The sequence below is a fragment of the Halomonas sp. HAL1 genome (assembly GCF_030544485.1).
Classification (GTDB): Bacteria; Pseudomonadota; Gammaproteobacteria; order Pseudomonadales; family Halomonadaceae; genus Vreelandella; species Vreelandella arctica.
Genome location: NZ_CP130611.1, coordinates 48,642 through 74,463, shown reverse-complemented (window position 1 = coordinate 74,463; position 25,822 = coordinate 48,642). Strand labels below are relative to the sequence as shown.

Genomic DNA, 25,822 nt, shown 5'->3' with positions numbered 1-25,822 from the left:
AATCTTGCTGCTGGTGTGGTGTTACCCCCACGTCACACTGACCACTAGACCGTTGGGCGTGCGATTACTAAGCGTAAGGCATGCGTTTTGGCGCTGGGCCAACTCCGAGACAATCGACAAACCCAATCCGCTGCCGGTGGTGCCCTGGCCAGACGCGCGCCTAAAGCGTTCAGTGACTTTATCCAAAAGTGCCTCGGGGAGTCCGGGGCCAGTGTCTCTCACCGTGAGCCGAGGCAACCCTTCCCAAAACGCTAACTCTACCTCCACTTGACCGCCTTCTGACGTATAGCGCAAGGCGTTATCCAGGAGGTTACGAAAGAGAATACCCACCTCGACTTCGTCGGCGCGAGTCTCCAACTGGGTTAAGCCTGTTAGCCTCAGGTGCTGGTTTCGCTCTTCAGCGAGTGGCCACAGCTCAGCTACCAGTTCAGCAATAATCGGATAGAGATCGATAGTGGCCGGTGAGGTTGTGGCCCCTTGATCCAATCGAGCCAAAATAAGCAGTTGTTCTACCACCCGCTGAAGCCGCTCAACCCCGACATAAGCCTTTTGTAATGATTGCTCTCCCCCTGCCTGCGCATTATCTAAGTGGATTCTCAGCGCTGCCAAGGGCGTGCGTAATTCATGGGCCGCATCTGCAGTGAAGCGCCGCTCGCGTTCTAATGTTTCTTTCAACCGGGCGATAAAGTCGTTTAGCGATTGGCGTAATTCATTAAGCTCTTGAGGAACAAGATTATCGATTTGACGCAGATCGTGGGCGGAGCGGCCCTGCACCTGGCTGGAAAGCGCTTGGATGGGCGCGGTACCTCGCCGGATAATACGGTTCATCAGCCAAAGGAGGAGTGGTAGCAAAAAGAGCATCGGCAATAAATTGTTCCAGGTGATGCGCTCCACCACTTCATCATGAAACGAACCGCGTAGCCCCATGCTGATCCAGGTATCGCTGGCAATATCGAACATGCTGAAAACCCGCCAGCGATGCCCATCGTAGCTTTCCCAGCGAAAACCCTCCTCTAAAGGGGCGGGGAAAGGGCCTGCATCATTCCATGTGCCCCCTAGCAGCCTAGGTGAGCCATCGGCATTCCAAAAACCAAGGACTAATTTAAGCTCTTCCTCGTGGTAAAGCTTGGGATCTGATTCAGGACTGCTGACAGGCACTGTGTTCCCGTCGCGATATAGCTGAGCCGGATGTTCTGGAAGGCCCATCCGAGAAGCCAGGCGAGCATAGTCGTCAATTGTCGCGTTTGGATCGAGTTGGCCAGCCACAATCCGGCTATGCAGACTGAGCTGTGTATCAAGAATTTCTTCTAACTCATGACCTGTGATTAAGTAGGCCGCGGTAAACGCGACGCCCCCCGCAACAACCAGGGCTATGGCCAGCGTGCGGAGTAGATAACGCCGTATCGATATCATTGTGCTTGACTATCCAACCGGTAGCCAATCCCGCGCACGTTAATAATCAGATGCTTTTCAAGCTTTTTACGCAGATGATGAATGTGAACCTCCACCGCATTGGACTCGACCTCTTCGCCCCAACCATAAAGCAGATTTTCCAAACGGGGACGAGACAGCACTCTGTCGGGGTGCCTGGCTAGCTCTAACAATAGAGCATACTCGCGTCGACCCAACTTTACGTCTTTGCCCCGCCAACTCACCGCATGACGCGCCTCATCAATACTCAGCGCTCCCAGTGTCAATACTTGCGAAGCGCGCCCCTCAGCGCGTCGCATGACGACACGCAAACGGGCAAGTAACTCCTTCAAGTTAAAAGGCTTGAGCACATAGTCATCAGCCCCCGCATCTAAACCGCCAATACGGTCTTCCATTGCGTCGCGGGCCGTCAAAATCAAAATAGGTAGAGTGGATTGCTGACGGAGTAAATGCAGTACCTGCATGCCGTCCATATCAGGCAGGCCAAGATCCAAAATAATCACACTGAATGTCTCGCTTTCGATAGCGCTGATTGCCTCGCGGCCAAGCATAAACCAATCGACCGTGTACCCCTCGCGTTCCAGCGCCGTTTTAATGCCATCCCCAAGTAAGGAATCATCTTCTATTAGCAGTGCACGCATGCTGCTCCCCCAATCTACAAACCGCTATCTTCGCCACTAAAACTTAAGCTTTTCTTAAATACGGCAACGTATCCCCCACAAAGCATACGCATCTGAATTCAACCTGTAAGTCAGCCACCCTTTTTTGCAAACCTTTTACGCAGCTTAACTCTTCTTTAAGTTACTTAGGCTCAAGCTGCCTCTTTCGCCATGGGCAAAGCCAAAGCAGCGCCTTCACTGGCGGTCATTTTGAATCTGCCCTGTCGCTACCACGGGCAGGTCATTTTCTATTAACTGAATAGAGCGCCAGAGTATGCACTTACTAACACTGATTAGAACAAACTATTATTTAAAAATAATGGCCCGTTTTTTAGAAAAAAGAATGAAGCGATTTTTACTCGGAGGTATACGGTATATCGTCAAAGCGCCTGCACCAGAAACCATTAATAACCTTGTGGGCATAGAAAAAATTCTCATTATTCGCCCCAATTTTCGTCTGGGCAACGCGCTAATCAGTACCCCTGTCATCGATGCTTTTCGTGAACGTTTTCCTTCTGCGCGCATAGATTATTTAGCGACGGATAAAACATGGCCACTGTTGCAGCAACGTCCTGTTGATCATTTTCATTTACTGTCGAGAACCGCCATTCTCCGTCCCTGGCAGTGCGTGACGCTATTACGACGCTTACGGGCACAACGCTATGATCTAGCGGTACAAGTGAGCGGAGGTTCAACGAGCGGCTTTATCGTGACCCGGTTAATAGGAGCACGGTACAGCATGGGTTCAGGTAAAGGTCACCAGCGCTGGTACAACATTGAGGCGGAAGGTAAGTCATCACATGCCTATGATGCCATCGTCAATTTGACACGCCCGCTCGGTGTTGCTTGCCATAATCGGCCACTGCTCCAGCTAACGGATCAGGAACGCTATCAAGCCATGACGAAGATACGACAGCTATTCAGTCTGCATAGCGACCACTCATCAGATACAGACTTTATTGCGATCTTCGTAGGCGGGCATCAAAACAAACGTTGGCCGTTGGCATTTTGGCTAATGCTCATCGATGCCATGGAAGCCTGCAAAATACGTTATGTCGTTTTCCTTGGACCGGAGGAGTTTAGGCTTCTAGCCCCTATTGAGCAGCGCTTGATGTCATCACTGTATGGTAGCTTATGCCCGCCGCTTCCTATTCGTCACTTTGCCGCTGTTCTAGGGCGAGCGCGGTTACTCGTGACACCAGACTCCGGGCCTATGCACTTAGCGGCAGCACTCGATGTCGCCACCATTTCCCTAGTACGCCAGAAAAAATCACTCGCCTTCGTACCACGAGAAGCCTATGACACTATTCTGTGGCGCCCAGAGATCAGCACGGTAATAGACGCTATCAGCGCTAATCTTGACGGACAAAACGCAACCGCTCCCGTTCAACTGGCCTCGGCAACAAACCAACCAACACAGCGGGTTAGAACACCACCCAGCGCTGCCCCTTTGCATTCTAGCTACTGAATTAAAGCGCATAACTGTTCGTTAAGTTTTGCGCTTTACAGTGACCCTACTGTTACGTTATCGAGAGTACTGTCTTGCCTATTTCAACGACGTCAAAACCTAATGGCACGGGTGTCAAACGCATCTTCCGCGCTTCTATTAATGCAGTATCGGGTTTAAAAGCTTGCTGGATAAATGAGTCTGCATTTAGACAAGAGGTGATACTATGCCTCGTCCTTTACCCTTTTATATTTTTTGTTAATGCCACTTCCGTAGAAAAAGCATTGCTGTTTTCTTCACTCACCCTTGTAGTGATAGTGGAACTCATTAACTCCGCCATCGAATGCACCATTGACCGTATTGGACTAGAACATAACGAACTTAGCGGGCGTGCTAAAGACATGGGGGCTGCCGCCGTCATGATGACCCTTTTTATGATGATGGGTGTGTGGCTATGCGTGCTGCTCTACTAAATGTTCTCAAATCCCTAGCATCCGTATGGCTTTTATTTCTAATCGCCATGTCGGTCTTCAGTATTTTAAACATAGATTTTACGATAACTGACGTTATATATCGCTTTCAAGGTAATGCCTGGGCGTGGAAAGATACCTTGATTACCCAAGATGTTCTTCACACAGGCGGTAAATGGCTAAGCTTAGCGATGGGTTTAGTCACACTCCTCCTTTTGATACTAAGCACCGTGGTAACTCGTTTTAAAGCGTATCGCACGCCGCTTTTATATCTTTTTTCCGCAACGCTTCTTTCTACGCTGCTTGTCGCAACGCTTAAACAACTTGTGAACATGGAATGCCCTTGGGATTTAGTTCGCTATGGTGGTGAACGAGACTTTATTGGCTTGCTCAATACACGGCCTTCCTCAATGCCAGCATCCGCCTGCTTTCCCGCCGGGCATGCCAGCGCAGGATATACGTGGGTAGCCCTCTACTTCTTTTTTGCCGCCATACGGCCCCATTGGCGATGGGCAGGGCTTTCGCTGGGTTTAGGGCTTGGCCTTACGTTTGGGATCACTCAACAGTTCCGCGGGGCGCACTTTCTCTCCCACGACCTCTGGACCGTCATGATTTGTTGGACCGTAAGCTTTGTCCTTTCAAGATTCTTATTACACCCCAGCGTTCATTAATCTTTTCATTCAGAGAGCCTTTCGATGCGTCCTTTGCTATCATGGCCTTCAAAAGTTGTTGGCACCGCTTGGCATTATCGCCCCACATTAAGCACGGAGCAGCTTGTCTTATGGGCCGTTGTCATATTCAGTGTTTTTTACAATGTCTCTTTTTGGCAACAAGCCTTTGCTGGCTATGACCCTCTTGCCGTCCAGACGTGGCTAACTTTTGCCAATATGTTTTTGGTGATGACCTGCCTTAACTATTTGGTCTTCGTGAGCCTTGCTTTTCGAATGTTGGTGAAGCCATTATTAACCTTGCTTTTTCTGATTGCCGCCTTCGTCAGTTACTTCACTAGCTATTACGGCACCTATTTTGATACTTCAATGTTAGACAACGTGCTTCAAACGGATACTAACGAGGCACAAGAGCTTTTTACACCCGGATTACTGATTCATTTAGTCATCTTTTTCTGTTTGCCAACCATCATAATTTGGCGCGTTAAAATCACACCGTCAACCTGGAAGAAGGCAGTGTTGCGTCGTTCGGCTTATTGCCTTGCCAGCACTGCTATATTGCTGTTAGCAATTTTCTTATCTTACCAAGAAGTGTCGTCACTCATGCGCAACAATAAAGAGCTACGCTACTTGGTGACCCCAGGTAATTATATTGTTTCGATGGCGCAGGCCCTTTCGAGCCAACACGCTTCCGCGAATACGGTGCGTTCCCCGGTGGGTGAGGACGCCCGTATCAATTCACAAGCGGGTGACAAACCCACACTTCTCGTCATCGTGGTGGGCGAAACGGTACGGGCGGCGAATTGGGGGTTAAATGGTTATGAACGCCAAACCACACCTAAACTTGCCCTGCAGCCTGACGTTATCAATTTTTCAGATGTTTCCTCATGCGGTACAAGCACAGCAGTCTCATTACCCTGCATGTTTTCATTACCAGGGCGTGCCGATTACGAAAAATTGTATGCTCAGCAACATGAATCCTTGCTGGACGTATTAGCCCACGCCGGGTTAGAGGCCACCTGGCTTGATAACCAGTCAGGCTGTAAAGGTGTCTGCGACGGAGTGACGACAAAAGCGCTCTCGCCAGAGGAGTATGCGTCTTTGTGTCAGGAAGGGCGATGCTTGGATGAAGCACTGGTTCAAGCCTTGACCAAGCAAATTAGCGGTACCTCCGTTGATCAGGTTGTTGTGCTGCATCAGCTAGGCAACCATGGCCCCAGCTATTACCAACGCTACCCTGATGACTACGAACGTTTTGTTCCCGCTTGCACCACCGCTGATTTAGCCAAGTGCTCAAGAGACGACATTACCAACAGCTACGACAATGCCATTCTGTATACCGACACTGTGTTGGATCAGGTGATTGAGACGTTAAAGCGTCAGGATGACTACGCAACTGCGATGATCTATCTCTCTGATCATGGTGAATCACTGGGTGAAAATGGCCTATATTTGCACGGCATTCCCTATGCCATTGCTCCCGATGAACAGACCCATGTGCCTATGGTTTGGTGGCTTTCCAACTCATTTTCAAAGCAGCGAGGACTCGATACGGAGTGCTTACGCCAAGTCTCAGATCAAGCCGCTTCCCACGATAACTTATTTCACAGCGTGCTGGGGTTGCTTGGCGTAGCAACGGACGTATATCAGCAGGCAGAAGATATTAGCCAACCGTGCCGGAGCCTCGCCAATTAATGAATGCTTAAGTGATCGTTAAGTATTCCATGGCAAGCTGCTCTCCATTCTGCTCAACTATTCTGGTGTATGCACATGGTTTTATCGCATCTATTGGACTCCAAGCAAGGATTTTGGAGACAGCTGCTACCCAAAAAAAAGGCAGCAGCAGGGGGCTTGGTAGGCGGTGCCAGTACCTCTAATCATTCTGCTAAATGGCTTTCCTTTAAAGTCAGCGTTGTTTTGATTGCTTTACTAACGACTCTGCTATGGTTAACGGGAATAGAAAACATCGAAATCACTATCGCTGTATTAAGTGTAACGTCAAATGGTATATCACAGTTACTTGGTCGCTGTTATTCTTTCAGTGTATTGAAAATGGCAGAAAATGAGTTCATAGATACGCTCGACGCGTTAGGAGCTGCAGGAGTTGGAACGTTAATAATATTATGTTTATTGGGTTAAAATTTAATATATAATATTTGAGATATTATTCACTTATTAATGCAGTCAGGGAAAAAGTGAAGTTTTAGGAAACATGATTAGCCTATGCTAAGTGTCTTATACAAGGCGAACTATTTTTTTTGCGTTTTGACTTGTTTATCTAGCCGGAAATGATAATGTTGGAAGTCTTTTAATACCCGACTAATTTACTCAAGTATAGCAGGCATTTTGGGTGACTTGATTTAGAGCGTCGGATTTTCAGCCAGAGACACCATGTCATGACATTTGCCACCATATTGATTTTGGCCTTTTCCATGTCGGCAGACGCCTTCGCTGCTTCCATCAGCAAAGGCGCTGAGCTACAAAAACCCTCGTTTCGGCACGCCATCAGCATTGGGTTGATATTTGGTACTATCGAGACCATAACACCCCTGCTGGGCTGGTTGGCCGGGGTAGCATCGCAGCGCTTTGTGCAGGCTTGGGATCACTGGGTTGCGTTCTCGATCTTAGTGGTTATTGGTTTACATATGGTGTATTCGGGCCTATGCAAAGAAGACAAAATAGCCCAAGAAAAGCAAACACTATGGTTATTGATATTAACGGCTATTGCTACGAGTATTGATGCCATGGCCGTTGGTGCAAGCCTCGCCTTTATTGATGCTAATATCATCGCTACCAGCTTAGCTATTGGTTTAGCCACTACTGTCATGGCATCAATTGGCACCTTGTTGGGTCACCAGCTTGGCAAATACGTTAGCCATTGGGCTGAGCTGATCGGTGGGATCGTTTTAATTGGTATTGGACTTGGAGTGTTAGCCGAGCATACTGCCTTTTTTAATTAATCTTTACTGATCTATGTCATTCAGAGACAGTATTAAAGCAATATGCGTAGCAACCCTCTGGGAAAGAGGGCTATTTGGGTAAATCACCACGAGTGATGCCTACTTTACTGAAGAATTTCATCACAGAAGCTTCGCAAGGGACATTTTCCTTTTTAGGGTTAGGGCACTTGAACTTATAGGCCTTCCTGGATAGTGACCAGCTGACTTTGGGATGAGACATGTCCAATCATGGTGTCAATTTAAGGTTTTGAAGGACGGCAGCATAGCTAAGTGAGACGTACCGAATAATCTAAAAATGCACTTTATAAAAAACACAAGTCGAAATGAGTCTTCCCCACCTTATTGGCAGGAGGACTGCTTTTCTCAACCTGCATGTCAGCGCTCAATGGGCTCCTTGCATGAATGTCACGACCGCTGAGATGAAGGCAAAAAACAACCCTTTATAAACCTACCCGATACTTTCCCACTTCTATGCCGCTATTCTGTGAACCTGACAGGGCTAAGTTCAGACGGTGGCAATGACAGATGCGTTTGCCAATTGGCTTCGGCTAGCAAGGGGTAAAAGCCCACCAAGCCTAGTAACCACCAGCGCTGCATCACTGGCCATCCTCTTCCCCAGAGATCTCCGCTACTTCACTCTCAACGGCATCAATCAGCTCTTGCATACCAAAGAGGTCTAAAGGCTCGCCATTGACAAAAAAGGTGGGTGTTTGGCGAATCTGATTGGCTCTGACATCCGCCATGTCTTGGTCAATCACCGCCTGCACCTCAGCAGAAGTCAGTTGCTCTTCGGCAGCCGCTAAATCAAGGCCCCCTTGGCTCGCGATATCGAGGATAGCGGATTCATCAAAACTGCCATGTGAAGCCCATTGATCCTGGCGAGCCAGCAGCCTCTCAAGTACCGGTTCAAAGACGCCCTGACGACGAGCGACTTCTAATACCCGAATGGCCTTATCAGATACGTCGCCGTGGAAAGGAGTGTAGCGCACGATGAGCCGCACTTTTTCTGGGTAGGTTTCCAGAATACTTTTTGTCAGGGGGTAGAAAGCACGGCAGGCTTCGCAAGCCGGATCGAAGAATTCCACAATCGTCACCGGCGCGTCTTCTCGCCCCAAGATGGGGGAGTGTGAGCGCACCAAGGAGTCCTCTGTAGTGGTTCACTGATTCCGGACACCAACGTAGGTGGTAAGATCGCCACCATAAACGAGGTGTCTGATGACCAGAAAACGACGTTCCTTTACGCCCGAGTTCAAGCAGGAAGCAGCCAGCCTTGTGCTGGATCAAGGTTACACCATCCCCCAGGCAAGCACTTCTCTGGGTGTTGGGGAAAGCGCCATCCGGCGCTGGGTTCAACAGCTGACGGAAGAGCGTGAGGGCATTACCCCGATGGGCAAAGCCTTGACCCCTGAACAGCGCCGAATCCAGGAGCTGGAAGCCCGCTGCAAGCGGCTTGAGATGGAGAAAGACATACTAAAAAAGGCTACCGCTCTCTTGATGTCGGACGACATGAATCGTACGCGCTGATAGACCAGTTGAGTGAGCAAATGCCTGTTGAAATGGTCTGCAATGCGTTCGATATCAGCCGTTCCAGCTATTACGAGAACCGCCAACGACGGAACCATATAGACGTTGAGCGTCTAGCTCTGAAAGCTCAGGTAAGCCGCCTTTTTACCAAGAGCCGCAGCTCTGCTGGCAGCAGGACGATCAAAGGCATGCTCAACGATGACGGCGTGGTTATTGGCCGCTTCAAGGTTCGACGGTTGATGAGTGAGCTAGGGCTAATCTGTAAGCAGCCAGGCCCTCACGCTTATAAGCAAGCTACCATTGAACGACCGGATATCCCGAACCATCTAGACCGGGAGTTTGCTGTAGAACAGCCTAATCAGGTCTGGTGCGGTGACATCACCTATATCTGGAGTGGCCAGCGATGGAGTTACCTGGCCGTTGTGCTGGACCTATACGCCCGACGTGTTGTCGGCTGGGCGATGTCATCCAGCCCGGACGCCGATCTGGTCGTCAAAGCTCTAGACCATGCCTGGGAACAGCGTGGTCAGCCAGAGAAAGTCATGTTCCACTCGGATCAGGGAAGCCAGTATGCCAGCCGTAAGTTCCGTCAGAGGCTCTGGCGCTATCGAGTGACACAAAGCATGAGTCGACGTGGCAACTGTTGGGAGCGTCACTCAGTCTACTATTCTTGTGAACATCGTATTGGCCTGACCCGTGCTGGGATTGGCTTAATTGCCTTTGCATTGACCTGTCGGTCAGTACTGATGTTCCCCGAGGCTTCCCGGGCTCAGCGTTGGTGACCTAATAGGAGCTTTGTTCTGCACCGTGAGTGTCCTGTCCTGCGATTGAGATTGGGAATACGCCACCACTAAGGAGTGCGTCCCATGAAACTTGAACCGCAACAGGAAGTTATTCTAGGTGTAGATACACACCTGGATGTACATGTAGGTGTGGTTATCAGCGAGATAGGTCAGTTACTTGGAACTCGGTCTGTTTCCGCAACCTCAGCAGGTTATTCTGATTTGCTAAGCTGGGCTTCGTCTTTTGGCACACTGACTCGTGCAGGTATCGAAGGGACAGGAACCTACGGTGCAGGTCTTTGCCGTTTCCTGATCGATAATGAAATCACGGTTCTTGAAGTTAACCGACCTGATAGATCGAAGCGACGGCAGCAGGGCAAGTCCGACCCGACGGATGCCGAGAGTGCAGCCCGAGCAGTGTTGTCAGGTATAGCGACCGCCACACCTAAACAGCAATCAGGTGCGTGTGAGGCGATGCGCATCATATCCGTGGCCAGGCGCAGCGCCGTAAAAGCTAAGACGCAAGCCATCAATCAATTACGGGCCTTGCTGGTTAGTGCACCACAGGATATCCGCGAGAAGCTATGGAGAGCGAAAACAGGCGACTGCGTGAAGGCTTGTGCAAAGGTTCGCAACTTGGGTGATAGTGTCCTCTTGCAAGCGTTGGCCTCAACGCTCAGATCACTTGCCAAGCGATGGCTGAGGCTGGCTGCCGAATTAGTACAATTTGATAAGCAGCTGGAAACACTTACCCAAGCACATGCGCAACAGTTACGGAGTCGCTTTGGCGTAGGTCCTCATACTGCGGCTATTCTTTTGTCCGTTGCCGGTGACAACCCTGGGCGCCTAAGGAATGAGGCAGCATTGGCTTCGCTTTGCGGTGTAAACCCTCTGCCCGCCTCTTCAGGCAAGACGACGAGGCACCGACTAAATCGAGGCGGCAGCCGAGCTGCTAACAATGCGTTGTGGACGATTGCTATGGTTAGAATGCGAAGCGACCCCCGAACTCGTGCTTACGTGAACCGCCGAACAGCGGAAGGCCTTACGTCTAAGGAAATCCATCGCTGCCTGAAAAGATATATTGTTCGAGAATTATTCCCGTTGATAATGAGGGATCTTGGAAAATTACGGGAGAATATTTGACATAGGAGCGCACCGATGGAGAGGCTGTTCCGGAGCCTGAAATCTGAGTGGATACCAGCCTTGGGATATCGGAACCTGCCCGAGGCTAAAAAAGATGTTGGTGGCTATCTGATGGACTACTACAACCGGCAGCGTCCTCACGCATTCAACGACGGCATTTCGCCCGTTGCCGCTGAGAAAAACCTTAAATTACTGTCCGGGATTAGTTGACCACTACATTTCGATTACGGATAGCCGAATGCCTGTGTCTGGGTTGGCGTTTGAGCTGCTGCCTGTCAACGAGCGTTGTGCTTTATTAGCGGCGGTGGAGCGTTTGCTCAGTATAGGCGTTGAAGAAACGTTCAGTGCTCTGGTCACGTGCAATGTCAAAACGAGCGCGCTTCACGATCCCCGAAAGTCACCCCCCGTTGTGTTGTTGCCGCTGCTATCACGGTTATCTCATCACCCCCATGGGCCGCATCGCTGCCGTGCTCTACCGGCTCATCGCCCCATGTCGGAACGCGCGGTGAGAGCCTCATGGGCGCGTTTAAAACGGAGAATGAAAGCGGAGCCAACCTCTTGAAGCAACACAAAACGGTCGACTGCGATGAGTGTGGTCGAGAAGTCTCCAAATTGTGGCGACGCCATAAGGGGCATGGTTACTGCTCAACTTGCTATGCTCGTGTGTTTAAGCGGCGGATGTGCCCACGATGTGGTGAGTTAGCCCGTCTGCCAACGAATGACCCAGACGCCGTCTGTCGCCAGTGTGACGTTGACAAACCGTGTGCGCGATGTGGAAAAGCTAGTTCAGACTACAACATCGGCAAGGTCACTCCCTACGGCCCTGTCTGTATCGCCTGCGCTCCCTATTTCAGAGAGCCAGAGCCCTGCGAGGCGTGTGGGGAATCCTCTCAACGTCTTACCCGAGTGACGCGTATGGGGCATGCTCATCGCTTATGTCCACGCTGTGCGACGGCTGATCACGGTACCTGTTCTGCGTGTCGTCGACATCGCTTATTGGTCATGACATCCAGCGGTGACGCATTGTGCAAAGCCTGTAATGAGCAAGGGGAAATTGCCTGTCCATTGTGTGGTAATCCCATGCCAGCGGGTCGAGGCGATGCCTGTGAGCCCTGCTATTGGACGCGAACATGTCGTAAGCGGATTATCATTGGCCAAGCCGGTATCACCACCAAAGCGTTACGTGAGGCCTTTGGGGAATTTGGTGAATGGCTGATTCGTACCACAGGGCCGCATAAGGCTGCCCTCAAGATCAATCATTTCTTCTCGTTCTTCCTTGAGATCGACCAGGCATGGTCACGGATACCGAGCTATTCGGAGCTGCTTCATCACTTCGGGGCGGAGGGGTTGCGGCGTGTAAGACTTCCTATGCGATGGCTGCATGAAGAGCAAGGGGTAGAGCCGGATCACCAAGCAAAGAAGATCGACTCAGAGAAACGACGTATCAAAGCGTGTCTCAGGTCTATGCCGTCCGCTTCTTTATCAGAAAAAGCGCTGCATGCTTATTGGCAGCAATTGGAAACCCGTATAGAGGCGGGCAAAACGTCCCACACCTCCGCACGACTTGCACTAAGAGCGGCAGCCGCATTGCTACTCGCTACTGACCGGGAGGGGCAGCGACTGCCACAACAGGGCGATGTGGACAACTATTTGCATGCGGTGCCCGGACAAGCAGCTTCGGTGACGGGGTTTACCAATTTTTTAAATCGCCAACATGCCACCACACTGGCCCCTAGAGTGGATGAGAAGCGAGCAAGAAAACGGCGAAAAGAAAAGTTGGCTCGCACCACGATGCAAATGGCGAAGTGTGCTGATCAAGGAGAAGATTGGAGTGAGCGGTGGATCGTCACAGCCATGGAATACTTTCATGACAAGAAAGTATCCAAGAAAACACTTCGTCAGCAGGCTGTAGAACGAGAGGAAGATGGGATAAAGGTAATCATGGGCGGCGTGACCTACTGGCTTCCTATCGCATGAGTGCTAAGGCGCCTCATTGATCGGCAAGCCTTTTAATATCGGCCGCCACAGCATCCATGGGGTCGCTATCGCGGATCAGTACACGCGCCTCTCCCTGTTCATTGAAGGCGAATACCGCGCTGGAGTGCGATACATCGTAGTTGCCGTTGCTATCTTCTTCACCATACCCGTAGGTAACACGATAGCGGCGTGTAAGCTCATCAAGCGCTGCTTTGTCCCCCGTGAGACCAGTGAACTGGAGGCCGAAAGCGTTAGTATAGGCACTCAGTGTTGCTGGGTTATCGCGACGGGGATCTACAGAGACAAAAAGTACCTGGATATCATCGCGATAAGTTTCCTCTAGGCGCTGGATGACAGCGTCGAGGCGCGCAAGCGTGGTGGGACAGACATCAGGGCAATGAGTGAAACCAAAAAAAAGCAGTGTGCTCTTGCCAAGGAATTGATCGGCGGTCACGTCATTACCGTTCTCATCAACAAGATCAAATGCCAACGGCGGCATAAGCCCTGAGATATCCTTGGTCTGCCACGTTTGCTCACCGCATCCCATTAGCCATAGCGATACGAACACCGGAATAATCCATTGGCGCATTCTGCTCGCTCCTACTGTGTTGTGGGTGCTCCAGCGCGGAACTTGACGTTCTGCTGCTGCCCGTTGTCTAACAGGAGGGTTACTTCAATTTCGTCGCCGACGGCGATGGGGTGCTTACGCTTCATCAGCATTAAGTGATAGCCCCCCGGAGCAAGCTCAACTAGCTCTCCCGCCGCTACTGTTAACTGTTCTACGTGCTGCATACTTGAGATACCGTCCTGACTGACACTTTGATGTATCGTGACGTTATCAAAGGCCGAGCTATCCGCCCCTATCAGCGTGGTGCCTGTTTCACCGGTATTCGTGAGGGTAAAATAGCCTGCTGCAGGAATATCGCCTGGCAGTAGTCGTATACGAGCATCAGTGATCTGCAAATCTGCAGCGAGCAGCGTGCCGGGCATTCCGAAAATCAACACAAAAGTCGTGCACCAGATGCGCGCTGATCGCGGTAATTTAGCGAGTTGGGTGGGGAGCATGAACAGTATCCTCATTTCGAGCGTCACGGAACATATAGCTAAGAACAATAAGCACTCCAAGAGCGCTCATCATGGTGGCTGGAACCCAGGTCAGCAGGCCGCCAATACGTTGATCATCGAGGGGATCCAACGGCCAAGCACGGCCACAAACCTCATAGACATCAAAAATCACCTCTTCACTGAAGGCGATGTAGGCACCCAGAACAATCTGCGGTGGGATCACCGCCAGTAGAATGGCAATTCGCTTACCATAGCCGAGTCCACCTTGTAGTGGCGAGCGGTGATCAAAGATCAGCCACCAAAACAGTAACCCATCCAGCGCCATGCTCCAGTTCATCACCTGATAAAGGTCAGCGCTCAGCATGGCATCGAAGTGGATCTCGGGGATCAGCCAGAAATAGATAAGCCCAACGAACAGCACAGGGGCGATTAATGGTTGCTGAAGTATCCTGTAGGCGGGGTGCAGCACACGTGTGACTAGCCTCCCCCTAGAAAGTTGTCTAATTCGCGTTGGCAAACCTTCGACCAATACCGGCAGGGGTGCTGCCAAAGCGATCAAGAAGGGGGCAGCGTGATGCAGTACCAAGTGTTGGGCACGATGGGCAAAGAACATGTACTGAGCGAGGTAGTCGTAATGTGTCAGAGTGACGCCATAGATCGCCGCAACTCCGAGCAGGTAGGTGAACGTGCGGGCTATGCTTGTAGGCTCGCCGAGCCGTTGGCACTGCCGGAGGCCACGCAGGTAGAGAACGATAGCCAGCACACAGGCGGTTGCCCACGTCAGTGAGAACTCCCAAGGCCTTAAGTAGCTCAGAGCGACGTCAATAGCCCTTCTCCCTCAGATTAAACACATTGAGACAGCTTAGGCAGCGACTGCACAATGCGGCAAGTGGATGCTACCAACGTTGTGATGATCGCATGAGCTCTTTCTACGCTAGGGATGGAAGAGCTCAATCAACAACACACGACGAATATTAAGGGCTTGACGGTAGCCAAGCCGTTGTTCTCCTAAGGGCTGACAAAACGCGCTGCCTTGTCTTTATCGACATTCACGACGAATGAAGTGTCAGTTCTTCATAAACACTGTTGATATTGTCGTCTTCTTTATTACTCGGTTCCGGCTTGGGATACAGGGGTTCGATAAGCCCGTTGGATAATGCTAGTAAATCGCTAAGCTGTTCGTAATCGAAGCTAACGCCATCTGCATTGCGTTGCTCAAGGCGTGTAATAGCATCTGATATAGCGGTCATGGTGTGATCTTCCACCCCTAAAGGAGGTAATGCCTGTACCAGCGGCTGTCCGTTGTCCCAACCGATTTTAATAGGTTGGTTGATGATATTGACCTGGGTGCCCGCCGGTATGCGGTCAAAAATTGATTCAATATCGTCAGGCAACATGCGTATACAGCCACGGCTTGCACGCATGCCAATGCCATCGGGCTGGTTGGTGCCATGAATTAGATAGCCATCGAAGCCTAGAATAATGGCGTGGTCTCCTAGCGGGTTGTCGGGGCCGGGCGGCACAACGCTTGGCGCGGTTTCGCCGCGTGCTTCCGCTTCGCGTTTTACCGACTCAGGCGGGTACCAGGCGGGGTTTTTAATGTTCATAGTGGTCTCGGTCACACCGAGAGGAGTATCAAACCCTTCGCGACCGATGCCGATAGGATAGGTCTCAACGCGCGGTGTCTCACCGTTTTTGACATCTGGGTAGTAGTAAAGCCGCAGCTCGGCGATATTGATAACGATCCCAGTACGCTCGACATTCGGCAGAATAAAACGTCCGGGAATAGTCACTTCCGTGCCCACCCCTGGAACCCAGATGCTGACCTCTGGATTTGCACGGATCATCTCCAAATAGCCAAGGTTGTGACGCTTGGCAATATCTATCAAGGTGTCGTTGTAATCCCTGACTATGAAGGTGTCAGCCTCACCGATGATATTGCCTTCCTCAGGTAGCGGGTAATGCCCCTTGGGCCATTCCGTCTCCTGGGTAGTGGCGGGTTGTGCTGCCATGGCGACAGGGAGCCATGCCAGAGACGAAACCATCACACTCATGATGAAGCCCATCTGCATTGGCCATGGGAGGAGTCTCTTAAGTATTGCTGCGTTATTTACCGAGAGCATCGCTAGGTTCCTTTTTCATCTAATGCGTCGTTTTTGGATCGAGATAAGTTCAGTTGTAATCCGAGCAGTGTCAGCAAGGTGGCGAGTATCCAAGCGGGCCCACTACCGGTGCGTGTGAAAGGAGTTAGGCCCTGCATAGGGGTTACCTCGCCAGTTAAACTGGCCTGTTCAAACTGTGGGGCGCGGGCAGTGACGTGACCTTGTGAATCGATCATGGCCGTCACGCCATTACTGGTAGCTCGAAGTATGTGACGGCCATTTTCTAAGGCACGTAGACGCGCCATTTGAAGATGTTGGTGTGGGCCAATGGAACGCCCAAACCACGTATCGTTGGAAACCGTTAGTAACAGCTCGGCATTGCGCGCCTGCTTGGCCACGCGGTCGGCGAAAATGATCTCGTAGCAAATGGCGTTGCCAATGGCCGTACCAGCGACGCGTATCGGGGGCTGTTTATCTGGCCCTGGGGTCATGCTCGGCATTGGTAGATCGAAAAAGGCGATGCTGCCAGCGAGTAGATTTTTCAGTGGCAGGTACTCGCCGAAGGGTACCAGATGGGCTTTGCGATACTGGCCCTGATCACCCAGGCCGACAACGCTGTTGTAATAGAGCCCCTCGGCGTCGCGCTGCAGAATGCCAGTCAGCAAGTGGGTGCCAGTGGTGAGTTCAGATTGCACCCGTTCAAGGATCAACTGCGCTTCCTGCTCGAACATGGGAAGTGCCACCTCCGGCCAAACGATTAGATCGATATCGCTAGGCTGCTCCCGTGTCATCGCCGTGTAGATACTGATCGCCTCGCGCTGCCCTTGGGCAGTCCACTTAATGCGCTGATCAAGATTCCCTTGCAGCAACGCCACCCGGATGGGCTTTCCGGCCGGGGTTGTCCATTGGGTGGGCAATAGGAATGGAACGATCCACAGGGCGGCAATTGGGACGAGGTACCCCCAGCGGCGACGCAGTACCTCTACCCCTAACGTACCTGTCAGTGCGGTCATGAGTGACAGCAAGTACACACCCCCAACGGGCGCCCATGGGGCTAGTGGAGAATCTATCTGAGAGGTGCCCAGCAATAACCAGGGAAAGCCGGTGAGCAACCAGGTGCGTAGCCATTCGCTCACCACCCACATACCGGCAAAGCTAAGACAGGCTAACCGTGGCCCCGTGATGCGTCGATAGAGCCCAAAGGGGATTGCAAAGAAGAGCGCCAGGGCGCTGACAAAAAGAGTGGTGAGGAGCATCGCCATCAAGGCCCCGGTGCCACCGAAATCGTGAATAGCAACGAAGACCCACGATGTGCCAGAACCGAACAGGCCTACCCCATAGCACCACCCACGCAGGGTGGCCATGGCGGGCGTTAGCGACTGTATCTTCCAATAGACCAGTGCCACGGCCACTGGGCCAAGCCACCATAGGGAAAAGGGGGCGGCACTCAAGGTGGTCAGTACCCCAGCGGCTAGCGCTACAACGCAATCGACTATTGGTGAGAGTCGCCCAGCAAAAAGCGTATATTTTTTTTCTTGATCGACCGAATCCATATCGTTACTCAGTGCGCTTAAAAGCAGGACGCTCACGCCATAACGCCACTGCGTATACCGCTACACCTGCAAATAGCGCGATATCGGCCATGTTAAAGGCGGGCCAATGCCATTCGCCCCAGTAAACGTCCAGATAGTCGACGACGTACCCACGCGCTAAGCGATCAACGGTATTACCGAGTGCGCCGCCAAGAATCAAACTGTACGCACAGGCCTCCAAGCGCGACAGGGGTTTGCATAGCTGCACGAGCAATACGACGACGACCACCAACGCTAAACCAAGAAAGAGGTAGCGCTGCCAACCACCTGCCTCCGCGAGAAAGCTGAAAGCGGCTCCTGTATTCCCGGTATAAACCCAGTTAAAAAACGGCGTTAGCGGAATGACTTGGCCAAACGACATCTGGGCATGCACAATTTCTTTGACCAGTTGATCGGCTAGAGTCATCACGCAAGCAAATGTGAACCATGGCCAACGACGTAAGGGGCTATCGTTTTGCGCTGTTCTCATGAGGTTACTTTTCCTTGTGACAGGCCTGTCAACGCGGTATTGGGCGAAAAGCGGTAACCCAGCAGTCGCATGGCGTTCAACGTCACCAGAACGGTAGCACCGGTATCGGCCATTACCGCAATCCACATGCCGGTAATACCCAGAGCCGTCGTGACTAGGAAAATGGCTTTTAAGCCAAGGGCGAGAACAACGTTGGTTTTCACATTGCGCAGCGTGGCACAAGAGAGATCTATCAGTTCGGCAATGCCGGTAACGCGGTTCTTGAGCAAGGCTGCATCGGCGGTTTCCAACGCCACATCCGTGCCGCCCCCCATCGCGATACCGACATCGGCTGCCGCGAGTGCCGGTGCATCGTTGATGCCATCGCCTACTTTACCGATGGGGCCACGGCCTGCCGCTTGCCAGTCTCGAACATACGCTGCCTTGTCTTCAGGCATCAGTTCGCCGTACGCTTCAATGCCTAAGCGACCCCCAGTGGCAGCGACGGTGCGGGCATTATCACCGCTGAGCATGACCGCCTGTACGCCTAAGCGGGATAGCGCCGCTAGGCCTTCAAGGGCATCTTCGCGTGGCTCATCGCGAACAGCGATCAAGCCCAACAAACGCTCGCCTTCAACGAGGAGAGCGAGGCTCTTGCCGGCTTCTTCTAACGCGACAATCCGAGCACTGAGACTTTCATCAAGGATGACCTGCTCGTGAAGGTGGCGAGGCGTCATTAAGCTCAGCTCGCGACCCTCCACCTGGCCGGAGACTCCGCGCCCCGCCAGAGCGCGGCTGCCGATGACGGTGGGGAGGTTTAGGCCCGACTGTCGGGCATGATCAACGATAGCCGTGGCGATAGGGTGACTGGAATCTCGCTCTATCGCGGCGGCGAGCCGCAATACGCTGTTATCGTCTTCCTCAGCGATCCAAGACTCCACATCTGTGACTCTTGGGGTACCCGCAGTCAGGGTGCCCGTCTTGTCTAATGCCACCAAGCGAAGCTTACCTAACTGTTCAAGAACGGCTCCCCCTTTGATCAGTAGGCCGCGCCGAGCGCCCGCCGAGAGACCTGCGGCGATGGCGGCTGGGGTGGAAATGACTAACGCGCAGGGGCATGCGATTAACAGCAATGCTAACGCACGGTAAATCGACTCCGACCATGCTATGGTCGATACCAGCGGTGGCACTATCGCCATCAGTAGGGCGAGTAAGACGACGGCGGGCATATAGTAATACGCAAAACGATCAATAAAGCGTGCTATCGGTGCCTTGGCGGCCTGTGCTTCTTCAACCAGGCGAATAACGCGTGCGATCGTATTGTCATCAGCGCCTCGTGTTACCTCCACCTCCAGGGCGGCATCAAGATTCACTGTGCCAGCAAAAATGTCATCACCAGGCGCTCGCGAACGGGGGATGGACTCGCCGTTTACCGGCGACTCGTCAATGTCGGAGGTGCCCACCAGGATGCGTCCATCGCAGGGAACGCGATCACCGGGCCGCACCAGCACACGCTGGCCGGGTTTAAGTGACTCCGCCGAGACGTCACGCAGATGGCCATTGTCCATCAGCCTCGCCGTTGAGGGTGTTAAATTTGCCAAGGCTGAGATACTGCGGCGCGCCCGTGAAGCAGCTACCCCTTCGAGTAGCTCACCTACGGCGAACAAGAACACGACCATCGCAGCTTCAGCGGCAGCATTGATGGCCAATGCGCCAAGCGCAGCGATGCACATCAGCATCTCGATGGTAAAGGGGTTGCGCATCTTGAGGGCGCCCCAGGCACTCTGCGCAATGGGCATTAAGCCGACCAGCGTGGCCAGAATGAAAGGCACATTACCCAGCGCAGGCCATGCTAAACGAAGCGCGAAGGCTACGATCAGCAGATTTCCTGTGATAATGACCAAGCGCCCTTTAGCGGTTTGCCACCAAGGGGATGCAGAGCCAGATGCGTGTGTTTGGCCATCATGGGAAGCCACTTGATAGCCTAGTTCGTTCAGTATGCCATCAATGGTCTTTCGCGAGGGGGCCCCGTGATCGTGGTGATGAATCTTCACCGATCCCGTGACCGAGCTTGCCGTTACTTCCTCAATGCCGTCCAGCCGCTCTAGCGCCGACACAACCTTGCGCTCACAACCGCCGCAGTCCATGCCTTCGACATACAGCGTCAAGGTGGTAGGCGCTGTTGTCGGCGTCGATGTTTTCATGGTGCCTCTCCTCCCAATGGGCTATGGTTTTGAAGTGTAAACCTTGTAGCAACTACAGCTTCAAGCCCTGCATAAGGAGTTTTACCATGTCGATGATCGGCCAAAGTATCAGCATTGGTGAGTTAGCACGACGAGCCGATTGCAAACCTGAAACGGTTCGTTATTACGAGCGTATTGGGTTGCTGCGCGATGCGACCCGAACCGGCGGAGGACAGCGCCGCTATGGAGACGACGCTGTGCGGCGTTTGACCTTTATTCGTCATGCCCGAGACTTTGGCTTTTCAGTGGAGTCAGTGCGAGAGCTTTTGGCCATGTCAGATCAACCTGATATGCCTTGCCAAGAAGTCGATGCCATCGCCACACATCACCTAAAGAAAGTGGAGTCCCGCCTTCAACGACTGTCCGCACTGCGTGAGGAGCTTCAACGGATGGTCACGCAGTGTGCCGGTGGCAAAGTGGAAAGCTGCCGAATTATTGAGGTCATCAGTGATCATCAGCTCTGTATCACAGAAAACTCACATGGAGGGGCCCACGACTTGGGTTAGAATCAACACTCGCCCCCTAATGCGTTAGCCCAGCGAGACATCCAAGAACAGCATGAGTACCAATCCGATGGAAAGGCCCAGCGTGGTCTTTTTTTGGTGCCCACCCCGATGAGTTTCGGGAATAATCTCATGACTGATCACATACAACATCGCTCCCGCCGCAAAGGCCAATCCCCAGGGAAGTAACGCTTGCGACATGCTGACGACCCCAGCGCCTAATAAGCCCCCAACGGCTCAACAAGACCCGTAAGGGCGGCAATCGTCCAAGACCGCCAACGTGAATAGCCCACGCTTAGCAGCGATATTGCTACGGCCAGTCCCTCCGGGGCATTCTGAAGTCCAATGCCAATCGCCAGCGGCATGCCTCCTTCGCTTCCCCCTGCGCCGAAGGCCACGCCAACGGCCAGCCCCACTGGCAGGTTGTGTATCGTAATGGCAATAATAAACAACCAGATACGGCGTAGTGAGGTAGCCTCCGGCCCTTCTCGACCCTGTTCGAAGTGTTCATGAGGTAAGAGCTCGTTCAGTAGTGCGACCGTTCCAATCCCTAGCAAAATGGCCGCACAAGCAATGGCAGCCGGCACAACGCTACCTCAATAACGCAGCTCCGAGGCTTCTAAGGAGGGTATGATCAGTGAGAAGAAAGAGGCCGCTAGCATGACGCCAGCGGCGAACCCCAACGCTAAATCGCGTACACTACGATTCGGTGTTTTGGTAAACAAAACGGGGAGCGCACCGACAGCCGTCATCAAGCCCGCCGCAAGGCTTGCCAATACCCCCCATGGTGACGGGAGAAACCTCTTCCATACCGATTACCTGTGTTGTGATAGATGAGTGATTACACGGCTTGGGTTCCATAACGAGACAAGCGCACGTTCACGTTACTCACCAACCATGCAACGTTGTTAAGCACGAGTGGTTACGGCTCGTTAAACGAGATCAAGTCATAAAGGGACGCCGTGCCGATAGCTTGTTCCAAGCGATCTCTTGCCCCGTAAAGTGATGCTTGATATTCACTTTGAGTCGGCTGTTTGCCCAGCATGATGCGTTGACCTTGACCAAGGGGATCAACAGGCTGGTCATTGACTCTCACTTCGTAATGCAGGTTGGGGCCCGTGGCGACCCCGGACGAACCCACCTCTCCGAGCGGCTCTCCCGCGTTGACTAAATCCCCAACCACTAGCTGTGGGGAGAATCGGCTAAGGTGTGTGTAGCGACTAATGGCCCCTGTGTCGTGTTCCACCTCGATCACCTGCCCGTATCCACCTTGGCGACCCATAAAGGATACGCGCCCAGGTGCGGTGGCAATGACCGGCGTACCTGTCGGCGCAGCCAAGTCAATTCCATTATGAGGACGCATCCCTCCATACACAGGATGTCGCCGATTCCCAAAGCGAGACGTTAAGCGGGCACTAAGCACGGGCAACCGCAACGTGCCTAGCAGGGTGTCGCTTTTGAAAAGAGCTACGTCCCCCTTTTGGGTGACCGGCCATATGACCTCCAAGGGCTCTGCCTGATCAGGCAGAGCGGCATAACTGAGGCGTGGTGGCCCAACACGGGTGCCGTCCTGGCGTCGATCTTCCTCCCACACTAATTGAATACGTTCACTGCCAGAAAACTCCAGCGGCGCTGCGATAAACTCGCTGAGCAGTGTTTCCAGTTTAGTGGCGAAACGCGTTGGGACACCTTCTGCTGCCAAGGCCTCGTAGAGGGTGGTATCAATGACGACATCACGCCCAAAGGTTAGGGTATCAACGCTATCGAGCGGTAATGTGCCTTCTTGCTCGCTAGCCGCCTGTAACCTGACAGGGCTAAGTTCAGACGGCGGCAATGACAGGTGCGTTTGCCAATTGGCTTCGGCTAGCAAGGGGTACAAGCCCACCAAGCCTAGTAACCACCAGCGCTGCATCACTGGCCATCCTCTTCCCCAGAGATCTCCGCTACTTCACTCTCAACGGCATCAATCAGCTCTTGCATACCAAAGGGGTCTAAAGGCTCGCCATTGACAAAAAAGGTGGGTGTTTGGCGAATCTGATTGGCTCTGACATCCGCCATGTCTTGGTCAATCACCGCCTGCACCTCAGCAGAAGTCAGTTGCTCTTCGGCAGCCGCTAAATCAAGGCCCCCTTGGCTCGCGATATCGAGGATAGCGGATTCATCAAAACTGCCATGTGAAGCCCATTGATCCTGGCGAGCCAGCAGCCTCTCAAGTACCGGTTCAAAGACGCCCTGACGACGAGCGACTTCTAATACCCGAATGGCCTTATCAGATACGTCGCCGTGGAAAGGAGTGTAGCGCACGATGAGCCGCACTTTTTCTGGGTAGGTTTCCAGAATACTTTTTGTCAGGGGGTAGAAAGCACGGCAGGCTTCGCAAGCCGGATCGAAGAATTCCACAATCGTCACCGGCGCGTCTTCTCGCCCCAAGATGGGGGAGTGTGAGCGCACCAAGGAGTCCTCTGCCTGGACACCGCTCTCCTTTGCTGCCTGAGCTTGCATGCCTAAGAGGGCAGGTTTCGATACGGCGACGATTGCAGCGGTCAGCATTAACGTACCGGCCAATATAAAAGACGCTTTTTTGAACATGTTTCTCTCTCTGTCTCAACGATGGGGTGGAAAAGTAGGGTTGAAAAATAAGCCAATCGCTATGAGAGTAAGCCGCTCGCTACCTACCTGAGCCGGGAGTCGGCCTCGGTCTGTCACTCGTGCCCATATAGATCGGCATTTTGATGCGCGTGGTCACTATGCTCAAACTCTAGGCTGGAATGAGCAATACTGAAGCGCATTTTAAGCTGCTCCTTGATCTCTGCTTTGACGGATTCAAGCTGCTGCCAGCCGGTTTCTGTCAGAACCACGTGGCAGTCAAGGGCTGCCATGTTTTCCTGCATCTGCCATAGATGCACATGGTGAATATCCTGGACTCCCTCGATATTTCGGACGGTCTCAACCACTGCCTGCCCGTCAATGTCCGGGGGAGATCCCAGCATTAGCGTACGGATAGGGCCACCAATTTCAGAGAAGGCAAGGTAAAGAATATATAGCGCAATCCCTATCGTGATCGCGGGGTCTACCCAGCGCATGTCGTACAGTAAAATAAGCGAACCACCGACAATCACAGCGATGGAGGCAAACGCATCCGATAAGTTATGCAGAAAAAGAGCGCGGATATTGACACTCTCTTTTTGCATTGACCACGTGAGCATAGCGGTAAGAGCATCGACGACAAGCGCAACGCTACCAATAATCACGATCGTCCATCCCTCTATCTCAGGGGGATCGATCATCCGCATAGCGCCTTCGTAAATCAGGTAGACGCCAACAATAATGAGGGTGGTGTAATTGATGAGTGCTGCCACTATCTCGATGCGGCCATAGCCAAAGGTCATATGCGCATCGGCAGGCCGTCTGGCGATTTTACGAGCAGCAAAGGCAATGACTAACGCTGCCATGTCTGAAAAGTTATGTAACGCATCAGCGATCAGCGATAGGCTTCCCGCCATAATGCCACCGACAATTTGAGCGATGGTTAAGAGCCCATTGGCCCAAATGGAGATGCTGACGCGCCGGTCGCCAGAGGCAGGATCAATGTGGGGATGATCATGATGATGTCCCATCTGTTACCCTCTCTCGAATTATCTGTGCTTGGTACTATAAAACCTCTAGCAACTAAAGCTTCAACCCTTGAGCATTGTCTATTTGCACCCCTGGATTGGAAAGCACGTTCCTAGCTCCCAAGCGAGCCTTTGTGTGCTGGGCCGAAGGTGATCATGTTTTAGGTGCGGGGCTTAATCCACTTCAACCGGGAACGTCCAATCCACCATGGGTAGATTCATTTATTTTGTCGAGGCGCACCTTGTCTGGTTTGTAATCGTCGTCGCGGGGGTAGGTTTACTCTTTCCGGCCACCGGAATAATGCTTGAGTTCGCGATTGGGCCATTACTAGCATTACTGATGTTGATCATCAGCCTCACATTTGATGCGCATGCAGTGCGCATCGTGTTACGTAAGCCGTCACGGCAGTTGTTGGCATTGGGGCTGGTCTATGGGCCAATGTCGATTGCCGGGTGGCTAACGGGCCGTCTATTTTTTGGAAGCGGCCCGCTGGCTGCTGGCCAAACCTTGCTCGGCACTCTGCCGACGGATGTGTCCTCTCCTCTTTTGGTACTGATGGCGAAAGGCAATGTGGCGCTTGCCGCTGTTTTCAACGCAGTCAACACTGCGTTATGTCCGTTTATTGTTCCCTTCCTGTTTTTATGGCTTACCGGCCTCCAGTTAGACGTGCCACTTGGATCAATTATTCTTGAATTAACACTAATCGTGCTTGTTCCTACCGTGATTGGGGTCAGCTTGCGGACAAGGTTCTCAGCTTTCTTTGCACGGCATGATTCAGCGTATGCAGGGATAGGGTCAATTTTGTATCTGCTGATCCTACTCGCCGTGGTTGGGCCGAATGCCTCCACGATCATTGGCTATGGTTGGTATGCGTTTGTGATTGCGGGGGCGGCCCTGTGCCTCAATTTGATGGGGTACCTGGTAGGTATGTCCTCACGGTTACTCACTTCCGATCGCAAAGAGGTGATTACCTATCTTTTCACGGTCAGTAAAAAGGAATTCAGCATCGCCGCAGCGTTTGTCGCTGCTTCCGGTTTGCCATCAGAAATTGCGATTCCAGCCGCTTTTTTTGCCGTGATTCAAATGATCACTTCGCCCATCGCAGCGAAGATCCTCGCCCGCCACTGAAGGGATGGCCGTATCGGCTCTCCGTCAGAAGAGCAACCTGCATACGGTGTGTACAGGTTACTCTT

The 25,822-nt window shown here is 52.4% G+C and carries 23 protein-coding genes and 3 pseudogenes; 12 read left to right on the top strand and 14 right to left on the bottom strand.

What is annotated here, in order from left to right; translation table 11 throughout:
• Positions 1 to 21: 21 nt before the first annotated feature.
• Positions 22 to 1,413 (bottom strand): ATP-binding protein, encoded by a 1,392-nt coding sequence (locus Q3Y66_RS20225; RefSeq protein WP_008958375.1) that lies wholly within the window; start codon positions 1,411 to 1,413, stop codon positions 22 to 24.
• Positions 1,410 to 2,072, bottom strand: coding sequence for a response regulator transcription factor (locus tag Q3Y66_RS20220; RefSeq protein WP_008958376.1), 663 nt, complete (start codon positions 2,070 to 2,072; stop codon positions 1,410 to 1,412). Before Q3Y66_RS20220 ends, Q3Y66_RS20225 begins: the two co-directional genes overlap by 4 nt.
• A 292-nt stretch (positions 2,073 to 2,364) precedes the next feature.
• Here Q3Y66_RS20220 and Q3Y66_RS20215 point away from each other — a divergent pair, with 292 nt between their 5' ends.
• The 6 genes from Q3Y66_RS20215 (at position 2,365) to Q3Y66_RS20190 (ending at position 7,635) form a co-directional block, all read left to right on the top strand.
• Positions 2,365 to 3,558: a glycosyltransferase family 9 protein gene (locus tag Q3Y66_RS20215; protein WP_008958377.1), complete on the top strand. Its 1,194-nt coding sequence runs from the start codon at positions 2,365 to 2,367 to the stop codon at positions 3,556 to 3,558.
• A gap of 74 nt (positions 3,559 to 3,632) precedes the next feature.
• Positions 3,633 to 4,010: a diacylglycerol kinase gene (locus Q3Y66_RS20210; protein ID WP_238528547.1), complete on the top strand. Its 378-nt coding sequence runs from the start codon at positions 3,633 to 3,635 to the stop codon at positions 4,008 to 4,010.
• Entirely contained in the window at positions 3,992 to 4,678 is a 687-nt protein-coding gene (locus tag Q3Y66_RS20205; RefSeq protein ID WP_008958379.1) for a phosphatase PAP2 family protein, read from the top strand. The genes Q3Y66_RS20210 and Q3Y66_RS20205 overlap by 19 nt, the downstream gene beginning before the upstream one ends.
• Positions 4,679 to 4,702: 24 nt before the next feature.
• A complete protein-coding gene (locus Q3Y66_RS20200; protein ID WP_144815837.1) occupies positions 4,703 to 6,370 on the top strand; it encodes a phosphoethanolamine transferase in 1,668 nt (555 codons plus the stop codon).
• A gap of 75 nt (positions 6,371 to 6,445) precedes the next feature.
• Positions 6,446 to 6,814: a hypothetical protein gene (locus tag Q3Y66_RS20195; protein WP_139041571.1), complete on the top strand. Its 369-nt coding sequence runs from the start codon at positions 6,446 to 6,448 to the stop codon at positions 6,812 to 6,814.
• Between the two features lie 257 nt (positions 6,815 to 7,071).
• Positions 7,072 to 7,635 carry a manganese efflux pump MntP family protein gene (locus Q3Y66_RS20190; RefSeq protein ID WP_008958508.1) on the top strand — a complete coding sequence of 188 codons (564 nt, stop codon included), beginning with the start codon at positions 7,072 to 7,074 and terminating at the stop codon, positions 7,633 to 7,635.
• A 596-nt stretch (positions 7,636 to 8,231) separates the two neighbouring features.
• On the opposite strand, the gene Q3Y66_RS20185 is transcribed toward Q3Y66_RS20190, so the two are convergent.
• Positions 8,232 to 8,771, bottom strand: coding sequence for a thioredoxin domain-containing protein (locus tag Q3Y66_RS20185; protein ID WP_303319609.1), 540 nt, complete (start codon positions 8,769 to 8,771; stop codon positions 8,232 to 8,234).
• A 79-nt stretch (positions 8,772 to 8,850) separates the two neighbouring features.
• Here Q3Y66_RS20185 and Q3Y66_RS20180 point away from each other — a divergent pair.
• The 4 genes and pseudogenes from Q3Y66_RS20180 to Q3Y66_RS20165 form a co-directional block, all read left to right on the top strand.
• Positions 8,851 to 9,809: pseudogene (locus Q3Y66_RS20180) on the top strand (IS3 family transposase); the annotation flags it as partial.
• A 216-nt stretch (positions 9,810 to 10,025) separates the two neighbouring features.
• Positions 10,026 to 11,084, top strand: coding sequence for an IS110 family transposase (locus Q3Y66_RS20175; RefSeq protein ID WP_008958505.1), 1,059 nt, complete (start codon positions 10,026 to 10,028; stop codon positions 11,082 to 11,084).
• Positions 11,085 to 11,093: 9 nt separating this feature from the next.
• Positions 11,094 to 11,294 (top strand): annotated as a pseudogene (locus Q3Y66_RS20170) (IS3 family transposase); the annotation flags it as partial.
• Between the two features lie 870 nt (positions 11,295 to 12,164).
• Positions 12,165 to 13,061: a hypothetical protein gene (locus tag Q3Y66_RS20165; protein ID WP_008958503.1), complete on the top strand. Its 897-nt coding sequence runs from the start codon at positions 12,165 to 12,167 to the stop codon at positions 13,059 to 13,061.
• Positions 13,062 to 13,074: 13 nt separating this feature from the next.
• Here the strand turns inward: Q3Y66_RS20165 and Q3Y66_RS20160 are convergent, their stop codons facing one another.
• The 7 genes from Q3Y66_RS20160 to Q3Y66_RS20130 all read right to left on the bottom strand — a co-directional run bounded on the left by Q3Y66_RS20160 (position 13,075) and on the right by Q3Y66_RS20130 (position 20,472).
• Positions 13,075 to 13,650, bottom strand: a complete 576-nt coding sequence (locus tag Q3Y66_RS20160) for an SCO family protein (protein WP_008958502.1) — start codon at positions 13,648 to 13,650, stop codon at positions 13,075 to 13,077.
• A gap of 11 nt (positions 13,651 to 13,661) precedes the next feature.
• Positions 13,662 to 14,126 carry a copper chaperone PCu(A)C gene (locus Q3Y66_RS20155; RefSeq protein ID WP_008958501.1) on the bottom strand — a complete coding sequence of 155 codons (465 nt, stop codon included), beginning with the start codon at positions 14,124 to 14,126 and terminating at the stop codon, positions 13,662 to 13,664.
• Positions 14,104 to 14,889 carry a cytochrome c oxidase assembly protein gene (locus Q3Y66_RS20150; RefSeq protein ID WP_238528554.1) on the bottom strand — a complete coding sequence of 262 codons (786 nt, stop codon included), beginning with the start codon at positions 14,887 to 14,889 and terminating at the stop codon, positions 14,104 to 14,106. The genes Q3Y66_RS20155 and Q3Y66_RS20150 overlap by 23 nt, the downstream gene beginning before the upstream one ends.
• Positions 14,890 to 15,175: 286 nt before the next feature.
• Positions 15,176 to 16,171 carry a L,D-transpeptidase family protein gene (locus Q3Y66_RS20145; protein ID WP_238528555.1) on the bottom strand — a complete coding sequence of 332 codons (996 nt, stop codon included), beginning with the start codon at positions 16,169 to 16,171 and terminating at the stop codon, positions 15,176 to 15,178.
• An 80-nt stretch (positions 16,172 to 16,251) separates the two neighbouring features.
• Complete coding sequence (gene lnt, locus Q3Y66_RS20140; RefSeq protein WP_008958497.1) at positions 16,252 to 17,781, bottom strand: apolipoprotein N-acyltransferase; 1,530 nt, start codon at positions 17,779 to 17,781, stop codon at positions 16,252 to 16,254.
• Between the two features lie 4 nt (positions 17,782 to 17,785).
• Positions 17,786 to 18,289: a signal peptidase II gene (gene lspA, locus Q3Y66_RS20135; protein ID WP_008958496.1), complete on the bottom strand. Its 504-nt coding sequence runs from the start codon at positions 18,287 to 18,289 to the stop codon at positions 17,786 to 17,788.
• Positions 18,286 to 20,472, bottom strand: coding sequence for a heavy metal translocating P-type ATPase (locus Q3Y66_RS20130; protein WP_008958495.1), 2,187 nt, complete (start codon positions 20,470 to 20,472; stop codon positions 18,286 to 18,288). Before Q3Y66_RS20130 ends, lspA begins: the two co-directional genes overlap by 4 nt.
• A gap of 86 nt (positions 20,473 to 20,558) precedes the next feature.
• On the opposite strand from Q3Y66_RS20130, the gene Q3Y66_RS20125 reads away from it, so the two are divergent.
• On the top strand, positions 20,559 to 21,017 hold the full coding sequence (locus tag Q3Y66_RS20125) for a helix-turn-helix domain-containing protein (RefSeq protein ID WP_008958494.1): 459 nt from the start codon (positions 20,559 to 20,561) through the stop codon (positions 21,015 to 21,017).
• A gap of 24 nt (positions 21,018 to 21,041) precedes the next feature.
• Here the strand turns inward: Q3Y66_RS20125 and Q3Y66_RS20120 are convergent.
• The 4 genes and pseudogenes from Q3Y66_RS20120 to Q3Y66_RS20105 all read right to left on the bottom strand — a co-directional run bounded on the left by Q3Y66_RS20120 (position 21,042) and on the right by Q3Y66_RS20105 (position 24,631).
• Positions 21,042 to 21,766 (bottom strand): annotated as a pseudogene (locus Q3Y66_RS20120) (ZIP family metal transporter).
• A gap of 170 nt (positions 21,767 to 21,936) precedes the next feature.
• On the bottom strand, positions 21,937 to 22,926 hold the full coding sequence (locus Q3Y66_RS20115) for a M23 family metallopeptidase (RefSeq protein ID WP_144816025.1): 990 nt from the start codon (positions 22,924 to 22,926) through the stop codon (positions 21,937 to 21,939).
• Positions 22,926 to 23,603 carry a thioredoxin domain-containing protein gene (locus Q3Y66_RS20110; RefSeq protein WP_303319608.1) on the bottom strand — a complete coding sequence of 226 codons (678 nt, stop codon included), beginning with the start codon at positions 23,601 to 23,603 and terminating at the stop codon, positions 22,926 to 22,928. The genes Q3Y66_RS20115 and Q3Y66_RS20110 overlap by 1 nt, the downstream gene beginning before the upstream one ends.
• A 113-nt stretch (positions 23,604 to 23,716) precedes the next feature.
• Positions 23,717 to 24,631 carry a cation diffusion facilitator family transporter gene (locus Q3Y66_RS20105; RefSeq protein ID WP_008958446.1) on the bottom strand — a complete coding sequence of 305 codons (915 nt, stop codon included), beginning with the start codon at positions 24,629 to 24,631 and terminating at the stop codon, positions 23,717 to 23,719.
• A 205-nt stretch (positions 24,632 to 24,836) separates the two neighbouring features.
• On the opposite strand from Q3Y66_RS20105, the gene Q3Y66_RS20100 reads away from it, so the two are divergent.
• Positions 24,837 to 25,757: a bile acid:sodium symporter family protein gene (locus tag Q3Y66_RS20100; protein ID WP_008958447.1), complete on the top strand. Its 921-nt coding sequence runs from the start codon at positions 24,837 to 24,839 to the stop codon at positions 25,755 to 25,757.
• Positions 25,758 to 25,822 lie beyond the last annotated feature (65 nt).

Bases quoted from the DNA above. Each gene is read 5' to 3' on its own strand.
- Q3Y66_RS20225 (WP_008958375.1), bottom strand. From the start codon at position 1,413: ATGATATCGATACGGCGTTATCTACTCCGCACGCTGGCCATAGCCCTG.
- Q3Y66_RS20220 (WP_008958376.1), bottom strand. From the start codon at position 2,072: ATGCGTGCACTGCTAATAGAAGATGATTCCTTACTTGGGGATGGCATT.
- Q3Y66_RS20215 (WP_008958377.1), top strand. From the start codon at position 2,365: ATGCACTTACTAACACTGATTAGAACAAACTATTATTTAAAAATAATG.
- Q3Y66_RS20205 (WP_008958379.1), top strand. From the start codon at position 3,992: ATGCGTGCTGCTCTACTAAATGTTCTCAAATCCCTAGCATCCGTATGG.
- Q3Y66_RS20200 (WP_144815837.1), top strand. From the start codon at position 4,703: ATGCGTCCTTTGCTATCATGGCCTTCAAAAGTTGTTGGCACCGCTTGG.
- Q3Y66_RS20195 (WP_139041571.1), top strand. From the start codon at position 6,446: ATGGTTTTATCGCATCTATTGGACTCCAAGCAAGGATTTTGGAGACAG.
- Q3Y66_RS20190 (WP_008958508.1), top strand. From the start codon at position 7,072: ATGACATTTGCCACCATATTGATTTTGGCCTTTTCCATGTCGGCAGAC.
- Q3Y66_RS20175 (WP_008958505.1), top strand. From the start codon at position 10,026: ATGAAACTTGAACCGCAACAGGAAGTTATTCTAGGTGTAGATACACAC.
- Q3Y66_RS20165 (WP_008958503.1), top strand. From the start codon at position 12,165: ATGCCAGCGGGTCGAGGCGATGCCTGTGAGCCCTGCTATTGGACGCGA.
- Q3Y66_RS20160 (WP_008958502.1), bottom strand. From the start codon at position 13,650: ATGCGCCAATGGATTATTCCGGTGTTCGTATCGCTATGGCTAATGGGA.
- Q3Y66_RS20155 (WP_008958501.1), bottom strand. From the start codon at position 14,126: ATGCTCCCCACCCAACTCGCTAAATTACCGCGATCAGCGCGCATCTGG.
- Q3Y66_RS20145 (WP_238528555.1), bottom strand. From the start codon at position 16,171: ATGGTTTCGTCTCTGGCATGGCTCCCTGTCGCCATGGCAGCACAACCC.
- lnt (WP_008958497.1), bottom strand. From the start codon at position 17,781: ATGGATTCGGTCGATCAAGAAAAAAAATATACGCTTTTTGCTGGGCGA.
- lspA (WP_008958496.1), bottom strand. From the start codon at position 18,289: ATGAGAACAGCGCAAAACGATAGCCCCTTACGTCGTTGGCCATGGTTC.
- Q3Y66_RS20130 (WP_008958495.1), bottom strand. From the start codon at position 20,472: ATGAAAACATCGACGCCGACAACAGCGCCTACCACCTTGACGCTGTAT.
- Q3Y66_RS20125 (WP_008958494.1), top strand. From the start codon at position 20,559: ATGTCGATGATCGGCCAAAGTATCAGCATTGGTGAGTTAGCACGACGA.
- Q3Y66_RS20115 (WP_144816025.1), bottom strand. From the start codon at position 22,926: ATGCAGCGCTGGTGGTTACTAGGCTTGGTGGGCTTGTACCCCTTGCTA.
- Q3Y66_RS20110 (WP_303319608.1), bottom strand. From the start codon at position 23,603: ATGTTCAAAAAAGCGTCTTTTATATTGGCCGGTACGTTAATGCTGACC.
- Q3Y66_RS20105 (WP_008958446.1), bottom strand. From the start codon at position 24,631: ATGGGACATCATCATGATCATCCCCACATTGATCCTGCCTCTGGCGAC.
- Q3Y66_RS20100 (WP_008958447.1), top strand. From the start codon at position 24,837: ATGGGTAGATTCATTTATTTTGTCGAGGCGCACCTTGTCTGGTTTGTA.